The following is a 17,283-nucleotide window of genomic DNA, read 5'->3' on the forward strand; positions in this document are numbered from 1 at the left end:
TGAGTTCTCAAGGAACGGACGCTTCCTTCGTACTCACCCTCTCGGGCTTTCCTCCGGGCGCTTCCTTCGTTCTTGTGTCTCCGACTCTATCAGACTCTTTCGTGTCCGATTCCCAGTCAGTGGGTTTCGCTTTTCAGGTTTTCGCTTTCGCGTTTCCCTTTCCGGCGATTCCAACTCTACCAGATCATTTCCGCGCTCTGCTTCTCGAAAGCCGCAGTGCTCGGATTTGAATTGGACGGCCATTGGAGAGCCATTCCCTTTCGGGCGAGCCAGACTTTATCAGGTTTCCCTGCTCTGGAATCCCACCCGCCCGCATCGATCCGTCCGGGCACACATGTGTGCCGGGGTCTCGTGCGGGGTGGAGACGTAAACTTACTGGAGCGGGGCCCCCGGACGCAAATCCGGTTGCCCCGCTCCAGTGAGGTCGCTACGTACGCCGAGGTCAGACCTCGACGACGACCGGGAGGATCATCGGGCGGCGGCGGTAGCCGTCCGAGACCCACTTGCCCATCGTCCGGCGGATGAGCTGCTGGATCTGGTGCGGCTCGGCCACACCGTCGGCCGCCGCGCGGGCGATGGCTTCCTCGATCTTCGGCAGGACGGCGTTGAAGGCGGCGTCGTCGATGCCGGAGCCGCGGGCCTGGATGTTCGGGCCGCTGACGACCTTGCCCGTGGTGCTGTCCACCACGACGTAGACCGAGACGATGCCCTCTTCGCCGAGGATCCGGCGGTCCTTGAGGTGGACCTCGGTGACGTCGCCGACGGAGAGGCCGTCCACGTAGACGTAGCCCGCCTGGACCTTGCCGGAGATCCGCGCCTTGCCGTCGATGAGGTCGACGACCACGCCGTCCTCGGCGATGACGATGCGGTCCTTCGGGACACCCGTCAGGGCGCCGAGCTCGGCGTTGGCGCGCAGGTGGCGCCATTCGCCGTGGACCGGCATCAGGTTCCGCGGCTTGCAGATGTTGTAGAAGTACAGCAGCTCGCCGGCGGAGGCGTGGCCCGAGACGTGCACCTTGGCGTTGCCCTTGTGCACGACGTTGGCGCCCCAGCGCGTCAGGCCGTTGATCACGCGGTAGACCGCGTTCTCGTTGCCCGGGATCAGGGACGACGCCAGGATCACGGTGTCGCCGGGGACGATCCGGATCTGGTGGTCGCGGTTCGCCATGCGGGACAGGGCCGCCATCGGCTCGCCCTGGGAACCCGTGCAGACCAGGACGACCTCGTGGGCCGGCAGGTCGTCGAGGGTCTTGACGTCCACGACGAGGCCCGGCGCCACCTTCAGGTAGCCCAGGTCACGGGCGATGCCCATGTTGCGGACCATCGAGCGGCCGACGAAGGCGACCCGGCGGCCGTACTCGTGGGCGGCGTCGAGGATCTGCTGGATGCGGTGCACGTGGCTCGCGAAGCTCGCCACGATGATCCGGTTGTTGGCGTTCGCGAAAACCGTGCGCAGGACGTTCGAGATCTCGCGCTCGGGCGGGACGAAGCCCGGGACCTCGGCGTTCGTCGAGTCCGAGAGGAGGAGGTCGATGCCCTCTTCGCTCAGGCGCGCGAAGGCGTGCAGGTCGGTGAGGCGGTTGTCCAGCGGGAGCTGGTCCATCTTGAAGTCACCGGTGCACACGACCATGCCGGCACCGGTGCGGATGGCCACGGCCAGGGCGTCCGGGATGGAGTGGTTGACGGCGATGAACTCGCAGTCGAAGGGGCCGAGGTTCTCGCGCTCGCCTTCCTTCACCTCGAGGGTGTAGGGGCGGATGCGGTGCTCCTGGAGCTTCGCCTCGATGAGGGCCAGCGTCAGCTTGGAGCCGATCAGCGGGATGTCCGGCTTCTCCCGGAGGAGGTAGGGAACGGCGCCGATGTGGTCCTCGTGACCGTGCGTGAGGACGATGCCCTCGATGTCGTCGAGGCGATCCCGGATGGACGAGAAGTCCGGCAGGATCAGGTCGATGCCCGGCTGCTCCTCCTCGGGGAAGAGGACGCCGCAGTCGACGATCAGCAGACGGCCGTCGAACTCGAAGACGGTCATGTTGCGGCCGATCTCACCGAGACCGCCCAGCGGGGTGACCCGAAGGCCGCCCTTGGGGAGCTTCGGCGGCGGACCGAGTTCAGGATGCGGATGGCTCAAAAGGTTCTCCTTCACCACGCGTGCCACGTGTCGTCGAGGGACGTGGCGGGCGTGTCATTCGTGCACTAGCTGTTGTCTTGTCGTGGTGTCGCTTGTTCAGTTGTGAAGTCTGGTGTCAGAGCTGTACCCCGCCGGCGGCAAGATCGATCTTGAGCTGGGCGGTCTCTTCGGCGGTCAGCTCGACCAGCGGGAGCCGCAGCGGGCCCGCCGGCCGGCCCTGCAGGTTCAACGCGCCCTTGGTGGTGATCACACCCTGCGTGCGGAACATGCCGGTGAAGACGGGGAGCAGCTTCTGGTGGATCTCGGTGGCCTTCTGGACGTCGCCGCCCAGGTGGGCCTCGAGCATCGCGCGGAGCTCGGGGGTGACCACGTGGCCGACCACGGAGACGAAGCCGACCGCGCCGACCGACAGGAGCGGCAGGTTCAGCATGTCGTCACCGGAGTACCAGGCCAGGCCGCTCTGCGCAATCGCCCAGCTGGCGCGGCCGAGGTCGCCCTTGGCGTCCTTGTTGGCAACGATACGGGGATGCTCGGCGAGCCGGACCAGGGTTTCGGTGTTGATCGGGACACCGCTGCGGCCGGGGATGTCGTAGAGCATGACCGGGAGCTCGGTGGCGTCCGCGATCGCCGTGAAGTGCCGGAAGAGGCCCTCCTGCGGCGGCTTGCTGTAGTACGGGGTGACCGCGAGCAGGCCGTGGGCGCCGGTGCGCTCGGCCTGGCGGGCGAGCTCGAGCGTGTGGCGGGTGTCGTTGGTCCCGATGCCGGCGACCACGTGGGCCCGGTCCCCGACGGCTTCGAGGACGGCTCGTACGAGGTCGTTCTTCTCCGCGTCGGTGGTGGTCGGGGACTCACCGGTGGTGCCGTTGATGATCAGGCCGTCGTTGCCTGCGTCCACCAAGTGGACGGCGAGCCGTTGCGCGCCGTCGAGGTCAAGTGCGCCATCCGCCGTGAACGGCGTGATCATGGCGGTGAGGACCCGCCCGAAGGGGGTCTGCGGAGTCGAGATCGGAGCCATGGGTAACACGCTACTCGCTGCCACGCTCGCGGTGTCCCCTCGGGGGACGTGATGAGGGTGTTGGAGCCCGGCACTGCCTGCTCGGGGGTTCAAGCAGTGCCGGGTCCGTTTGATCAGCCTAGATGAACTTTACGAAACGCCGCAATACGGACACTTTGGACTTGACTCGTACATCTGTACGGAACGAGCTGTTCCGCCATCCCCCGGCACCGCGGCCGTTGCCGGGGAAGACGCGCACGTGAGAGCGCTGAGCGGTACCGGGCCCGCCCGGCGCCGCTCGGGCGTCCGCCCGGCCGCCGGGGGTGTGCCCCGAAGAGAAAAGCCCGGTCGGCAGGACCGAACGGGCAGCCTCGCGGGCCGCGCCCGCGGGGCGTCTCCTCGGCCGCCTCGTGGTCGTCCGATCTGACGCGCTGCCATGAAAATTGGTCAATGTCCGCAATTGCGGCACCGATCGGGGCTCCCGCACGTCCTACATAGTGGAACGTCCACCCATCCGCCCCGCCGTCCCAGGGCCCCGACCGTGAGGAGTGTCGCTCATGTTCCGCCGGCGCGAACCCGTCCCGTTTGCCTTCGTCGCCGAGGCCGACCGATTCCGCAGTAACGTCACTCCGCCGCCGCGCGAGAGTCTGAGCAAGACGCAGATCGCCGCCCGTAGTCTGGTCGGACTGACCGTGGTCGCAGGGCTCGTGGGCTCCCTTCTCTTCGGCATGCCCGCGCTGCGGCCGAGCGAGGCGCCGGCGAAGTCGCAGCAGTCGGAGGCGTCCGAGGGGCGGTAGCCTCACGGGCACAGTCCAACCGAACGTGCATGTGAGTGAGGTCCTGCCGTGCCCCTGCCCTTCCTGACGGCCGACGGCGCATTCGACGCGCACGACAACGGGGAGACGCTCCCCTACGAGGATCCCGACCGCTGGCGCCGCCCCTACCGCCCGGGGCCCTGGCGGGTCGCCATCGCCGCCCTGCTGCTCCTGCTGGGCGCGTTCATGCTCTTCGCCACGGTGATCATCGTCGCCGCGGGCACCTGGGCCGGCGCCCTGGGCGGCCTGACCGCCTCGCTCGCCGTGGTCGGCACGGCCCTGCGGCTGCTGCGCGCGGGGGTCTGGGTGAGCCCCATGGGGCTGCGCCGGGTCGGGTTCTTCGGGACCCGCTCGATCCCCTGGAGCCAGGTCACCGAGGTCCGCACCGTGCAGCAGCCCGTGCGGTGGCTCGGGCTGCCGAGGACCGTCCAGGGCCAGGCCCTGACGGTGGCCGCTCGCGGCGATGTGGCGCTGCCCGTGCTGCTGACCGACCACAGCGCCGACTTCCTGTCGCGGACCGAGGCCTTCGAGCGGGCCGCCGACTCGGTCGAGGCGTGGGCCGACGAGTACCGGGCCGTGCCCGTCTGATCCGGCGTCACGCGCGGTCCGTCCCGCGCGCGCGACACGCGAAAGCCGTACAGGACCGGGTCCTGTACGGCTTTCGCGTCGACGCGGTCCGTCGGCGCGCCGCGTCGCTACGGTGCCTCGTGCAGGGCGATCGCCCGCTGCATGGCCTTGCGCGCCCGCGGGGTGTCGCGGGCGTCGCGGTAGGCCACCGCGAGGCGGAACCAGCTGCGCCAGTCCCCCGGGGCGTCCTCCGTCTCGGCCTTGCGGCGCGCGAAGACCTCGTCGGCGGAGTCCCGCAGGATCCGGCCGTACTTGTCCCGCTCCAGCTCGTCCACGGGCAGTGCGCCCTCGGCCTCCAGCTGGGTCGCCAGCTGGTTGGCCCGGGTGACGAACCGGGTGTTCTGCCAGAGGAACCAGACGCCGATGACCGGCAGGATCAGCACCGCCACCCCGAAGGTGACGGTGAGCCAGGTCCCGTGCCGGATCAGCATCAGGCCCCGCGTGCCGGCCAGGACGAAGTACACGACCAGGACGGCGGCCGTGATGAAGTAGGCGATCTTCGCGCGCATGGTTCCGCTGTCCGCCCCTCAGCCGAGTTCGAGGAAGTTTTCCAGGCCGAACGTCAGGCCCGGGGTCTGCGTCACGCGGCGCGCGCCGAGCAGGATGCCCGGCATGAAGCTGCTGTGGTGCAGGGAGTCGTGTCGGATGGTCAGGGTCTCGCCCTCGCTGCCGAGGAGCACCTCCTGGTGGGCCAGGAGGCCGCGCAGGCGGATCGCGTGCACCGGGACGCCGTCCACGTCGGCGCCGCGCGCGCCGTCCAGGGCGGTGGCGGTGGCGTCGGGCTGCGCGCCGAGGCCCGCCTCGGCGCGGGCGGCGGCGATGAGCTGCGCCGTACGGGTGGCCGTGCCGGAGGGGGCGTCGACCTTGCGGGGGTGGTGCAGCTCGACGACCTCGACGGACTCGAAGTACCGGGCGGCCTGCGCGGCGAACTTCATGGTGAGGACCGCGCCGATGGAGAAGTTCGGGGCGATGAGCACACCCGTCGCCGGTGAAGCGGCGAGCCAGGTGTTCAGCTGTGCGAGGCGGTCCTCGGTCCAGCCGGTGGTACCGACCACTCCGTGGATGCCGTGGCGGACGAGGAAGTCGAGGTTCTCCATCACCGAGTCCGGGGTGGTCAGCTCGACGGCGACCTGGGCGCCGGCCTCGGCCAGCGCCTCCAGCTTGTCGCCGCGCCCGAGGGCGGCCACCAGTTCCATGTCCTCGGCGGCCTCGACGGCCTTGACCGCCTCGGAGCCGATGCGGCCCCGGGCGCCGAGGACTGCCACGCGCAGCTTGCTCATTTCACGTCCCTCAGTGTTCACAGACTTCGGACCAACGTACGGAACTAGGCGACCGCTTCGTCGAGGCGGGCCGCCTGCTTCTCCTTGAGCGGGCCGATCACCGCGAGCGAGGGGCGCTGGGCCAGGACGTCCTGGGCCACCGCGCGCACGTCGTCCGGGGTGACGGCGGCGATCCGGGCCAGCATGTCGTCGACCGACATCTGATCGCCCCAGCACAGTTCGCTCTTGCCGATGCGGTTCATGATCGCGCCGGTGTCCTCCAGGCCGAGGACGGTGGATCCGGACAGCTGGCCGATGGCCCGCCGGATCTCCTCGTCGGTGAGCCCGTCGGCGGCGACCTTGTCGAGCTCGTCCCGGCAGATCCGCAGTACGTCGTGGACCTGGCTCGGGCGGCAGCCCGCGTAGACGCCGAAGAGGCCGGTGTCGGCGAAGCCCGAGGTGTACGAGTACACGCTGTAGGCCAGGCCGCGCTTCTCGCGGACCTCCTGGAAGAGGCGCGAGGACATGCCTCCGCCGAGTGCGGTGTTCAGCACGCCCAGCGCCCAGCGGCGCTCGTCGGTGCGGGCCAGGCCCGGCATACCGAGGACCACGTGGGCCTGCTCGGTCTTGCGGTTGACCAGCTCGACGCGGCCGGAGGTGCGGATCCGCTTGGTGCCGGAGCGCGGGCCGGTCGGCTCGGCGTCCGTGCGGGTCAGCGCGCCGGCCTTCTCGAAGGCCGCGCGGACCTGGCGTACGACCTTGTTGTGGTCGACGTTGCCCGCGGCGGCCACGACCAGGTGGGTCGGGTCGTAGTGCTTCTTGTAGAAGCGGCGGATCCGGTCGGCGGTGAGCGCGTTGATCGTGTCGACCGTGCCGAGGACGGGGCGCCCGAGCGGGGTGTCCCCGTACATGGTCTGGGCGAACAGGTCGTGGACCACGTCGCCCGGGTCGTCCTCGGTCATCGCGATCTCTTCGAGGATGACTCCGCGCTCGGCGTCGACATCGGATTCGAGGATGAGCGAGCCGGTGAGCATGTCGCACACGACGTCGATCGCCAGCGGCAGGTCGGTGTCGAGCACCCGCGCGTAATAGCAGGTGTACTCCTTCGCCGTGAAGGCGTTCATCTCGCCGCCGACCGCGTCGATCGCGGACGAGATGTCGAGGGCGCTGCGCTTCTCGGTGCCCTTGAAGAGGAGGTGCTCCAGGTAGTGCGTGGCGCCGTTCAGTGAAGGCGTCTCGTCCCTGGAGCCGACGTTGGCCCAGATGCCGAACGTGGCGGAGCGGACGGACGGCAGCGTCTCGGTGACGACGCGCAGTCCACCGGGGAGGACCGTGCGCCGGACGGTGCCGATGCCGTTCGTGCCCTTGAGCAGTGTTTGGGTACGGGCGACGGCCCGCCCCTCGGAAGAGGGGCGGGCCGTCACACGCGAACTACGCGACGTCACTTGTCGGAGTCGTCCTTGTCAGCGTCATTGTCGGCGTCACCAGCAGTTTCGCCGTCGATCACGGGGACCAGCGAGAGCTTGCCGCGGGAATCGATCTCGGCGATCTCGACCTGGACCTTGGTACCGACCGCGAGCACGTCCTCGACGTTCTCCACGCGCTTGCCACCGGCGAGCTTGCGGATCTGCGAGATGTGCAGCAGACCGTCCTTGCCGGGCATGAGGGAGACGAAGGCACCGAAGGTGGTGGTCTTGACGACCGTACCCAGGTAGCGCTCGCCGACCTCCGGCATGGTCGGGTTGGCGATCTGGTTGATCGTGGCACGGGCGGCCTCGGCGGCCGGGCCGTCGGAGGCACCGATGTAGATGGTGCCGTCGTCCTCGATCGTGATCTCGGCGCCGGTGTCCTCCTGGATCTGGTTGATCATCTTGCCCTTGGGGCCGATGACCTCACCGATCTTGTCCACCGGGATCTTGACGGTGATGATCCGCGGGGCGAACGGGGACATGGCGTCCGGCGTGTCGATCGCTTCCATCATCACGTCGAGGATGTGGAGGCGGGCGTCGCGGGCCTGCTTGAGGGCGGCGGCCAGAACCGAGGCCGGGATGCCGTCGAGCTTGGTGTCCAGCTGGAGCGCGGTGACGAACTCCTTGGTGCCGGCGACCTTGAAGTCCATGTCGCCGAAGGCGTCCTCCGCACCGAGGATGTCGGTGAGGGCGACGTAGTGGGTCTTGCCGTCGATCTCCTGGGAGATCAGACCCATGGCGATGCCGGCGACGGGGGCCTTGAGGGGCACACCGGCGTTCAGCAGCGACATGGTGGAGGCGCAGACCGAGCCCATGGACGTCGAACCGTTGGAGCCGAGGGCCTCGGACACCTGACGGATCGCGTAGGGGAACTCCTCGCGCGTCGGGAGGACCGGCACGATCGCGCGCTCGGCGAGCGCGCCGTGGCCGATCTCGCGGCGCTTCGGCGAACCGACGCGGCCGGTCTCGCCGACCGAGTACGGCGGGAAGTTGTAGTTGTGCATGTAGCGCTTGCGGGTCACCGGGGAGAGGGTGTCCAGCTGCTGCTCCATGCGGAGCATGTTCAGGGTGGTGACGCCCAGGATCTGGGTCTCGCCACGCTCGAACAGCGCCGAGCCGTGCACGCGCGGGATGGCCTCGACCTCGGCGGCGAGGGTACGGATGTCCGTGAGCCCGCGGCCGTCGATGCGGACCTTGTCCTTGATGACGCGCTCGCGGACCAGGGCCTTGGTGAGGCTGCGGTACGCGCCCGAGATCTCCTTCTCGCGGCCTTCGAAGGCCGGGAGGAGCTTCGCGGCGGCGATCTCCTTGATGCGGTCCAGCTCGGCCTCGCGGTCCTGCTTGCCCGCGATGGTCAGCGCCTTGGTCAGGTCGCCCTTGACCGCGGCCGAGAGGGCCTCGTAGACGTCGTCCTGGTAGTCCAGGAAGACCGGGAACTCGCCGGTGGGCTTGGCGGCCTTCGACGCGAGGTCGGCCTGGGCCTTGCAGAGGGCCTTGATGAAGGGCTTCGAGGCGTCGAGACCGGCGGCCACGACCTCCTCGGTCGGCGCCTCGGCGCCGCCCTTGACCAGGGTGATGGTCTTCTCGGTGGCCTCGGCCTCGACCATCATGATCGCGACGTCGCCGTCGTCCAGGACGCGGCCCGCGACGACCATGTCGAAGACGGCGTCCTCGAGCTCGGTGTGCGTCGGGAAGGCGACCCACTGGCCGCGGATCAGCGCGACGCGGACGCCGCCGATCGGGCCGGAGAAGGGCAGGCCGGCCAGCTGGGTGGACGCGGACGCGGCGTTGATCGCGATGACGTCGTACAGGTGGTCCGGGTTGAGCGCCATGATCGTGGCGACGACCTGGATCTCGTTGCGCAGGCCCTTCTTGAAGGACGGGCGCAGCGGGCGGTCGATCAGGCGGCAGGTGAGGATCGCGTCCTCGGAGGGGCGGCCCTCACGGCGGAAGAACGAGCCGGGGATCTTGCCGGCGGCGTACTGGCGCTCTTCGACGTCGACCGTCAGGGGGAAGAAGTCGAGCTGGTCCTTGGGCTTCTTCGACGCGGTGGTGGCGGAAAGCACCATCGTGTCGTCGTCCAGGTAGGCAACGGCGGAGCCGGCGGCCTGGCGGGCCAGACGGCCCGTCTCGAAGCGGATGGTGCGGGTACCGAAGGAACCGTTGTCAATGACGGCCTCGGCGTAGTGGGTCTCGTTCTCCACTAGTGTGTTCTCCATTTTCGTCGTCTCCGTCCGCCACCCGTGTGGTGGCCGACGGTTGCGGAGAAGCGCGCCTTGCGTGCGGGCCGGTCTTCGATCGAAGCATCCGGGCTCAAGCCCCTGGGGCTTTCCGGATGCCACTACCGAGGACCGGCGGCGTGGGGAGGGCGCTCCTCCTCTTCAGTTGTGCACGTGGTTCCAGACTACAAAGCGTCCGGTCCGTCGCGCACGTACAGCAAAGGGAGCGGCCCCCAGCGTGGGTGCCGCTCCCTTCACAGCGTCTTTACTTGGCGCCGGCCGCACCGCGGCGGATGCCGAGGCGCTCGACCAGGGCGCGGAAGCGCTGGATGTCCTTCTTGGCCAGGTACTGCAGCAGGCGGCGACGCTGGCCGACCAGGATCAGCAGACCACGACGGGAGTGGTGGTCGTGCTTGTGGGCCTTCAGGTGCTCGGTCAGGTCCGAGATGCGGCGGGACAGCATGGCGACCTGGACCTCGGGGGAGCCGGTGTCGCCCTCCTTGGCACCAAACTCTGCGATGAGCTGCTTCTTTACTGCGGCGTCGAGCGGCACGCGTACTCCTCGTAATAGGTCTTCGTTGCCACCGAGTGCCCCAGGTCGAATTCTCTGGGGATCTTCCGTGACTCGGGAGGCGGGGTCCGCTGAGCGCAGCCTCCAGACGATTCCGGGGGCGCGTACACAAACGGCCGTCACACAGCGTACCAGGCTGCCGCTGCGTCCCGTCTCAGCTGGTGAGCGCGCGGGCCCGGGCGTAGACGTCGAGCACGGCGAGGGCCAGCGGGACCAGGCTGAGCAGCACCGCCGCCTCGGTGAGGTCGAGCAGGCGCCCCCAGAAGGGTGACAGACCCTTGGTGGGAATGACCAGCGCAATTCCCGCGAGGAGGGCCGCGCCGGCCGCGACGGCTGCGGAGAGCCAGATGGTACGGAGTTCCAGGCCGGAGTGGTCGCCGTACAGGACGAGCTCGCGGAGCAGGGCGGCCGGCGGGTGCATGGCCAGGCCCAGGACGAGCAGGCCGAGGGCGGCGAGGCCGGCCACGAGCGTGCTGGCGACCTGGGAGGTGTAGCGGAAGAGCCGGGCGCGCAGCAGCATGGCGAGCCCGGTGGCCAGGGCCAGGAGCCGGGCCCAGGTGTTGTCGGAGAAGCCGAGGACGGCGGCGGCGCCGACGGCGACCGCGGCGCAGCCGCCGACGAGGCCGAGGAGCATCTCGTGGCCGCGGCGGGCCTGGGCGGCGATGGCCTCGGCGTCGAGGGGGGCCGCCGCGTCGTGCTGGTCGGTGCCGGAGCGGTCGCCGTACGGCTCGGTCTCGTAGCGGTCCGGGGTCTCGTACTCGGCCACGGCGCTCTGGGGGGCGGCGTAGCCGATGGGGAGCCGGGCGAAGCGGGCGGAGAAGCCGGGCAGGAAGGCGACCAGGCCGATGGCGACGGGCGCGCAGACGGCCGCGGCGGAGGTGGCGCCGGCGTCGGTGGCGATGGCGGCGAAGGTGGCCGCGGTCCCGGTGGCGGCGAGGAAGGTGGCCGCGACGAAGGGGGCGTCGCCGGCGGGGGTGAGCGCGACGAGGGCGACGGAGGCGACGAGCACGCAGACGCAGCCGAGGAGGAACTGGAGGCGGCCGGGTCCGTGGCCGGCCGCGGGGGCGATGATGCCGACGCCGGCGAGCAGCAGGTGCGGGACGGCGGCGAGGCCGAGGGCGACGGCGGAGCCGCGGTCGCGGTAGACCCGGGCGCGCACCCCGGCGGCGGCGGTGAGGAGCACGCCGACGGAGGCGGCGATGATCCCGGGCAGTCCGTGCATGTCGTGCAGGACGGGGTCGGCGTACCAGAGGACGAACCCGAGGAGGACGAAGAGGACGGCGGCGCCGGCCAGGCCCGCGCCGCGCAGCATGTCGTCGCTCCAGCGGTGGCGGTCGCGGACGACCGCGGAGGCGACGGCGTCGGAGACGTCGTCGAAGACGGCGGGCGGCAGGGACTCGGCGAAGGGGCGCAGGCTGAGCACCTCGCCGTCGAGGACCTGCTGGGCGGCGAGGGTGCGGGCGCCGTCGAGGACGGTGCCGGAGCGCAGGACCAGGTGGAACCCGGTGGGGGCGCCGACGGGCTGGGTCTGGCCGGTGAGGCGCAGCAGCTCGGGGTAGATGTCGGCGACCGCTATGTCCTCGGGGAGGGCTACGTCGATGCGGCTGTCGGGGGCCACGACGGTGACCCTGCGGAAGCCGGTCGCCTCGGCGGTGTTCACCTGGTGTCCCCCGGTTGGTGTGTGCGTCGGTGCTTGCGTCGGTGTGTACGTCGCGCGGATGGTGCGCCGCGCTGTCGTTCGCTGCGTGTGCTGCCGCGTACGCGCCGGTGCGAGTGGCGGTGCGCCGGTGGCCCGGGCCGTCTTGCGGTGCTCCGGCCGATTCGCGGATGCGCATGCTGCGCGCGCCACCCTACCGGGAGTGTGGATGACTGTCGGCAAGTAGGATCACCTCTTCGCGGAGGAGACCCCCTCCGCGCCCGGGACTTGAGGGCGCCGGTTGCGACGTCCCGTCTGTTTTCGAGGGATTGATTCTCCGGTGAGCCAGATCGTCGTCAAACGTCCGCCCCGGTCGCTTCCGCCCGAAGTTCCTTCGGACGAGCTGCGGCTGGAGGCTCCGCCGGAGCTTCCCAGGGGGCAGCAGGAGGGCGTGCTGATGCAGCTCCTCCCGATGCTCGGGATGGGTTCGTCCGCCGTCTTCTTCTTCATGCCGGGTGCCGCGCCGATGATGCGCATCATGGGCGTGCTGATGATGGTGTCGACGGTGGGCATGCTCGTCGCCCAGCTGGTGCGTCACCGGCGCGGTACGCAGGGGCAAATGGGGGATACCCGGCGGGACTACCTCAAGTACCTGGCCCAGACCCGCCGTCAGGTGCGGCGGACCGCGCGGGCGCAGCGCGACGCGCAGTTGTACCTGCACCCGGCGCCGGAGCAGTTGTGGTCGGTGGTGGCCGAGGGCTCGCGGCTGTGGGAACGGCGGGTCGGCGACCCGGACTTCGGGCAGGTCCGGCTGGGACTGGGCGCACAGCGGCTGGCGACCCCGCTGGTGGCGCCGGACACGGCCCCGGTGGACGAGCTGGAGCCGCTGACCGCGGGCGCGATGCAGCGGTTCCTGAAGGTGCACTCCTCGCTGGACGGGCTGCCGGTGGCGGTGTCGCTGCGGGCGTTCTACCACGTGACGGTGTCCGGGGAGCCGGAGTCGGCGCGCAGTACGGCGCGGGCGCTGGTGGCGCAGCTGACGACGCTGCACTCCCCCGAGGACCTGGTGGTGGCGGTGGTGGCCGCGCCGGGTGCGGTGCCGGAGTGGGACTGGGTGAAGTGGCTGCCGCACAACCAGCTCCCGGGCCAGATCGACGGGGCCGGTACGAAGCGGCTGTTCGGTGACGACCTCGCCGAGGTGGAGGGACTGCTGGGCTCCCGGCTGGAGGGGCGGCCCCGGTTCAGCCGGGAGGGGTCCCCGGTGCTGGACCAGCCGCACGTGGTCCTCGTACTGGACTCCGGTTCGCGCAGCGGTCTGGTGCCGCCGGACTCCCTGTTCGCCGCGGCCGAGGGCCTGCAGGGCGTGACGGTGGTCGAGGTGGTGGCGGGCGATCTGGACGAGGCGCGCGGCGGCCTGTCGGTCGTGGTGCGGCCGGGCCGGCTGAGGCTGGAGTCGGGTGCGGGCGTGGCCTACGAGGGTGCGCCGGACGCCTTGTCGCTGCCGGCGGCCGAGGCGCTGGCCCGGCAGCTGGCGCCGTTGCGGACGGGGGGCGGGGACGACGACGAGCCGCTGCTCGCCAATCTGGACTTCACGGACCTGCTGAACCTGGGTGACGCCGCGGCCGTGGACGTGGCCCGGACCTGGCGGCCGCGTTCGGCCGGTGAGCGGCTGCGCGTGCCGATCGGTGTCGGCGAGGACGGCTCCCCGGTGATGCTGGACCTGAAGGAGGCCGCGCAGGAGGGCATGGGTCCGCACGGGCTGTGCGTGGGCGCGACCGGTTCCGGCAAGTCGGAGCTGCTGCGCACGCTGGTGCTGGGCCTCGCGGTCACGCACACCTCGGAGACGCTGAACTTCGTCCTCGCGGACTTCAAGGGCGGTGCGACCTTCACCGGGATGGGACAGATGCCGCACGTCGCGGCGGTCATCACCAACCTGGCGGACGACCTCACGCTCGTGGACCGGATGGGCGACTCGATCCGCGGCGAGCTGCAGCGCCGCCAGGAGCTGCTGCGTTCCGCGGGCAACTACGCGAACATCCACGACTACGAGAAGGCCCGTGCGGCCGGCGCCCCGCTGGAGCCGCTGGCCTCGCTGGTCCTGGTCATCGACGAGTTCTCCGAACTGCTCACCGCGAAGCCCGACTTCATCGACATGTTCATCCAGATCGGCCGCATCGGCCGTTCGCTGGGCGTGCACCTGCTGCTGGCCTCGCAGCGGCTGGAGGAGGGCAAGCTGCGCGGGCTGGACACGTACCTGTCGTACCGGATCGGTCTGCGGACCTTCTCGGCGGCGGAGTCGCGGACCGCGATCGGGGTTCCCGACGCCTATCACCTGCCGTCGGTGCCCGGTTCGGGCTACCTGAAGTTCGGTACGGACGAGATGACGCGCTTCAAGGCCGCGTACGTGTCGGGCACCTACCGGTCGGGCGGCCCGGACCTGTCGGTCGGGCTGTTCCCGGTGGAGCGGCGGCCGGTGCTGTTCACGGCCGCGCCGGTGCCGGTGGTGTACGCGGCCCCCGACCCGGCGTACCTGACGGCGCGGGCGGAGGAGGACGCGCGGGGCGGGCAGGGCGACGACGCGCTGGCGGACACGGTGCTGGACGTGATCGTGAGCCGGCTGGAGGGGCAGGGGGTGCCGGCGCACCAGGTGTGGCTGCCGCCGCTCGACCAGGCTCCGCCGCTGGACCAGCTGCTGCCGGCGCTGGCGCCCTCGGCGGAGCGCGGGCTGCACGCGGAGGGTTACACGCGGCCGGGCGGGCTGGTCGTGCCGCTCGGGCTCATCGACAAGCCGTTCGAGCAGCGGCGCGAGGTGCTGTACCGGGACTTCTCGGGTGCGGCGGGCCACATGATGGTGGTCGGCGGCCCGCAGTCGGGCAAGTCGACGCTGATGCGGACGCTGATCTCCTCGTTCGCGCTGACGCACACCCCGCGCGAGGTGCAGTTCTACGGGCTGGACTTCGGCGGCGGCGGCCTGTCCTCGGTGTCCGACCTGCCGCACGTGGGGGGGATCGCCTCCCGGCTGGACCCGGAACGGGTGCGGCGCACGGTCGCGGAGGTCGCCGGGGTGCTGCGCCGGCGCGAGGAGTTCTTCCGTGCGAACGGCATCGACTCCATCGGCACCTACCGGCGGCGCCGGGCGGCGGGCGAACTGCCCGGCGAGGCCTGGGGCGACGTCTTCCTGGTCATCGACGGCTGGGGAGGCTTCCGCGGCGAGTACGAGGGCCTGGAGCAGGTCGTCACGGACATCGCGGCCCGCGGGCTGGGCTACGGCATCCACGTGGTGATCACGGCCGCCCGGTACATGGAGGTCCGGGCCGCGCTGAAGGACCAGATGCTCAGCCGGCTGGAGCTGCGCCTCGGCGACGTCATGGACTCCGAGTTCGACCGCAAGGTCGCGGCGAACGTTCCGACGGGCATGCCGGGCCGGGGTCAGGTCGCGGAGAAGCTGCACTTCCTGAGCGCGCTGCCGCGCGTCGACGGTTCGCACGCGGCGGAGGACCTGTCGGAGGCCACCGCGGCCTTCGTGGCGGCCGTCAAGCAGAACTGGGCGGGCCAGGCGGCTCCCGGCGTACGGCTGCTGCCGCGGCTGCTCCACGCCGACCAGCTGCCCAAGGGCGGGGAGCACCCGGGGCGCGGGATCGCGATCGGCATCGACGAGACCGAGCTGGAGCCGGTGTTCGTCGACTTCGAGACCGACCCGTTCCTCCTCGTGTTCGGCGAGAGCGAGTCGGGCAAGACGAACCTGCTGCGGCTCATCGCCCAGCGGATCTCGGAGCGCTACGGCCCGGACCGGGCACGGCTCGTCGTCGGCGACTACCGGCGCAGCCTGCTCGGGGCGCTGCCGGAGGAGCACGTGCTGGAGTACGCGCCGATGGCGAGCTCCCTGCAGATGCACATGGAGGCGCTGGCCGGGGTGTTCGCACGGCGTCAGCCGCCGCAGGACGTCACCCCCCAGCAGCTGCGCGACCGCAGCTGGTGGACGGGTCCCGACGTGTTCATCATCATCGACGACTTCGACCTGGTGGCCACGAGCCAGGGCAACCCGCTGACCCAGCTGGTGGAGTTCCTGCCGTTCGCCCGGGACACGGGCGTCCGGTTCGTCATCGCGCGCAGTTCCGCGGGCGCCTCGCGCGCCCTCTACGAGCCGTTCATGCAGCGGATCAAGGAGCTGGGCGCGCAGGGCGTGGTGCTGTCCGGCGACCCGTCCGAGGGGGATCTGGTCGGCAACGCCCGGCCTCGTCCGATGCCGCCGGGCCGGGCCTCGTTCGTCTCGCGCAAGCGCGGGATCTCGCTGATCCAGATCGGCCGGACGCAGGGCCTGTAGGGCCGGAGGGCGGGGGCGGCCGGGCGGCGGTGCGGGAGGGTTGGGCAAATGCTCCCGCGACCGGCCGGCCGCCCCCGATAATCGGCAGCGACCGCACCACCGAAGGAGAGGCCGCTCATGGGCACTCAGCAGGAGAAGGACGAGCTGTACGCGCTCGACATCAGCGGCGTCGAGTGGGAGGGCCCGCCCGGCACCGACCCGGACGAGGAGCGGGTCGAGATCGCCCGGCTGCCGGAGGGAGCGGTGGCGATGCGGTCCTCGCTGGACCGGGACACCGTGCTGCGGTACACCGCGGCCGAGTGGGAGGCGTTCGTACTCGGCGCCAGGGACGGGGAGTTCGACCTGGACCGCGGCCCGCGCTAGGCGCCGTACCGTTTCGGCCGCCCCTCACGGGGCATGGCGAAGGGGCGCGCCCGGGTCGGGCGCGCCCCCTTCTCGTACCGAGTGGCGCGTGACGTACCGCGTGGCTCAGTAGGCCTCGGTGAACAGGCGCGAGGCCTTCACGTCGGTGGCGCGGTAGTCGTTCTTGCCGCGCTCGATGAGGTCGGCCACCTGGCGCAGCGTGGCGCGCATGTGGTCGGCCTTGCCGTTGTACTTGCGCTGCAGCTCGATGTACTGGGTGTGCGCCTCGCCGTCCCAGGTGTCGGTGACGACGGTCAGGGCGGCGCCCATCTCGTCGAGGTCCTTCTTGATGTTGTCCGAGACGATGCGGATGCGGTCCGCCATCACCTGGACGCTCTCGTACCGGACCTTGGTGTGCCCGTCGTTCGCGGTCATGTTCTTCTCCTTCGCACGGTGCGGGGCAGGTGGTTCGGGGGAACGGGTCAGATCCCGTTGAGGGCGGAGGTGTTGCCACCGCCGCCGCCGGCGCCGGCCTTGACCGCCTGGAACGCCGTGACCACGTCGTCGTCCTGCGCGTTGCTCAGGTTCTTGGTCTGCGAGACCGCGTGGTGCAGGACGCCCAGCAGCCGGCGGATCTCGTCGTGGTCCTCGTTGACGACCGTCTGCGCGGAGGTGAACCCCGACGCACCCACACCGGTCCAGCCGGCGCTGACGGTGGCGAGGATGTCGGCCAGTTCTCGGGACTGCCGGGTGACGCTCTCGGCGGTCTCCGAAATCTTGTTCATCGCTTGCTTGACCGGGTCGTCAGCAAGGCCGAAATTGTTGGTCATCCGAAGCTCCTCATTTCTCGATTCACCAGACAGAACCGGTGGACCGCGCGGCGGAGCAGTGGCTCAGGA

General features: G+C 70.5%; 14 protein-coding genes. 4 read left to right on the forward strand and 10 right to left on the reverse strand.

Going from position 1 to position 17,283, the window contains the following annotated elements; all coding sequences use genetic code 11:
• Positions 1-442 precede the first annotated feature (442 nt).
• Together ABZY44_RS30135 and dapA are read right to left on the reverse strand one after the other, a co-directional pair.
• Positions 443-2,128 carry a ribonuclease J gene (locus tag ABZY44_RS30135; RefSeq protein WP_356659309.1) on the reverse strand — a complete coding sequence of 562 codons (1,686 nt, stop codon included), beginning with the start codon at positions 2,126-2,128 and terminating at the stop codon, positions 443-445.
• Positions 2,129-2,243: 115 nt separating this feature from the next.
• Complete coding sequence (gene dapA, locus ABZY44_RS30140) at positions 2,244-3,143, reverse strand: 4-hydroxy-tetrahydrodipicolinate synthase (RefSeq protein ID WP_356659311.1); 900 nt, start codon at positions 3,141-3,143, stop codon at positions 2,244-2,246.
• Between the two features lie 536 nt (positions 3,144-3,679).
• On the opposite strand from dapA, the gene ABZY44_RS30145 reads away from it, so the two are divergent.
• Together ABZY44_RS30145 and ABZY44_RS30150 are read left to right on the forward strand one after the other, a co-directional pair.
• Complete coding sequence (locus ABZY44_RS30145) at positions 3,680-3,919, forward strand: hypothetical protein (RefSeq protein WP_356659313.1); 240 nt, start codon at positions 3,680-3,682, stop codon at positions 3,917-3,919.
• Positions 3,920-3,967: 48 nt separating this feature from the next.
• Entirely contained in the window at positions 3,968-4,525 is a 558-nt protein-coding gene (locus ABZY44_RS30150) for a PH domain-containing protein (RefSeq protein ID WP_356659315.1), read from the forward strand.
• A gap of 107 nt (positions 4,526-4,632) precedes the next feature.
• On the opposite strand, the gene ABZY44_RS30155 is transcribed toward ABZY44_RS30150, so the two are convergent.
• The 6 genes from ABZY44_RS30155 to eccD form a co-directional block, all read right to left on the reverse strand.
• Positions 4,633-5,073 (reverse strand): hypothetical protein, encoded by a 441-nt coding sequence (locus tag ABZY44_RS30155; RefSeq protein WP_356659317.1) that lies wholly within the window; start codon positions 5,071-5,073, stop codon positions 4,633-4,635.
• Between the two features lie 18 nt (positions 5,074-5,091).
• Entirely contained in the window at positions 5,092-5,844 is a 753-nt protein-coding gene (gene dapB, locus ABZY44_RS30160; protein ID WP_356659319.1) for a 4-hydroxy-tetrahydrodipicolinate reductase, read from the reverse strand.
• A 44-nt stretch (positions 5,845-5,888) separates the two neighbouring features.
• A complete protein-coding gene (locus tag ABZY44_RS30165) occupies positions 5,889-7,268 on the reverse strand; it encodes a pitrilysin family protein (RefSeq protein ID WP_356659321.1) in 1,380 nt (459 codons plus the stop codon).
• Positions 7,265-9,496 carry a polyribonucleotide nucleotidyltransferase gene (locus ABZY44_RS30170; protein WP_356659345.1) on the reverse strand — a complete coding sequence of 744 codons (2,232 nt, stop codon included), beginning with the start codon at positions 9,494-9,496 and terminating at the stop codon, positions 7,265-7,267. The genes ABZY44_RS30165 and ABZY44_RS30170 overlap by 4 nt, the downstream gene beginning before the upstream one ends.
• A 280-nt stretch (positions 9,497-9,776) precedes the next feature.
• Positions 9,777-10,064, reverse strand: coding sequence for a 30S ribosomal protein S15 (gene rpsO, locus ABZY44_RS30175; RefSeq protein WP_356659323.1), 288 nt, complete (start codon positions 10,062-10,064; stop codon positions 9,777-9,779).
• A 172-nt stretch (positions 10,065-10,236) separates the two neighbouring features.
• Positions 10,237-11,742: a type VII secretion integral membrane protein EccD gene (gene eccD / locus ABZY44_RS30180; protein ID WP_356659325.1), complete on the reverse strand. Its 1,506-nt coding sequence runs from the start codon at positions 11,740-11,742 to the stop codon at positions 10,237-10,239.
• 316 nt (positions 11,743-12,058) lie between these two features.
• On the opposite strand from eccD, the gene eccCa reads away from it, so the two are divergent.
• Entirely contained in the window at positions 12,059-16,042 is a 3,984-nt protein-coding gene (gene eccCa, locus ABZY44_RS30185; RefSeq protein WP_356659327.1) for a type VII secretion protein EccCa, read from the forward strand.
• A 117-nt stretch (positions 16,043-16,159) separates the two neighbouring features.
• Complete coding sequence (locus tag ABZY44_RS30190; protein ID WP_215032163.1) at positions 16,160-16,405, forward strand: DUF397 domain-containing protein; 246 nt, start codon at positions 16,160-16,162, stop codon at positions 16,403-16,405.
• Between the two features lie 105 nt (positions 16,406-16,510).
• On the opposite strand, the gene ABZY44_RS30195 is transcribed toward ABZY44_RS30190, so the two are convergent.
• Positions 16,511-16,819 carry a WXG100 family type VII secretion target gene (locus ABZY44_RS30195; protein ID WP_356659329.1) on the reverse strand — a complete coding sequence of 103 codons (309 nt, stop codon included), beginning with the start codon at positions 16,817-16,819 and terminating at the stop codon, positions 16,511-16,513.
• A 47-nt stretch (positions 16,820-16,866) separates the two neighbouring features.
• The gene (locus tag ABZY44_RS30200) at positions 16,867-17,214 is read right to left on the reverse strand and encodes a hypothetical protein (RefSeq protein ID WP_356659331.1); all 348 of its coding nucleotides are present in this window, start codon (positions 17,212-17,214) and stop codon (positions 16,867-16,869) included.
• Positions 17,215-17,283 lie beyond the last annotated feature (69 nt).

Source organism: Streptomyces sp. NPDC006544, assembly GCF_040611715.1.
Classification (GTDB): Bacteria; Actinomycetota; Actinomycetes; order Streptomycetales; family Streptomycetaceae; genus Streptomyces.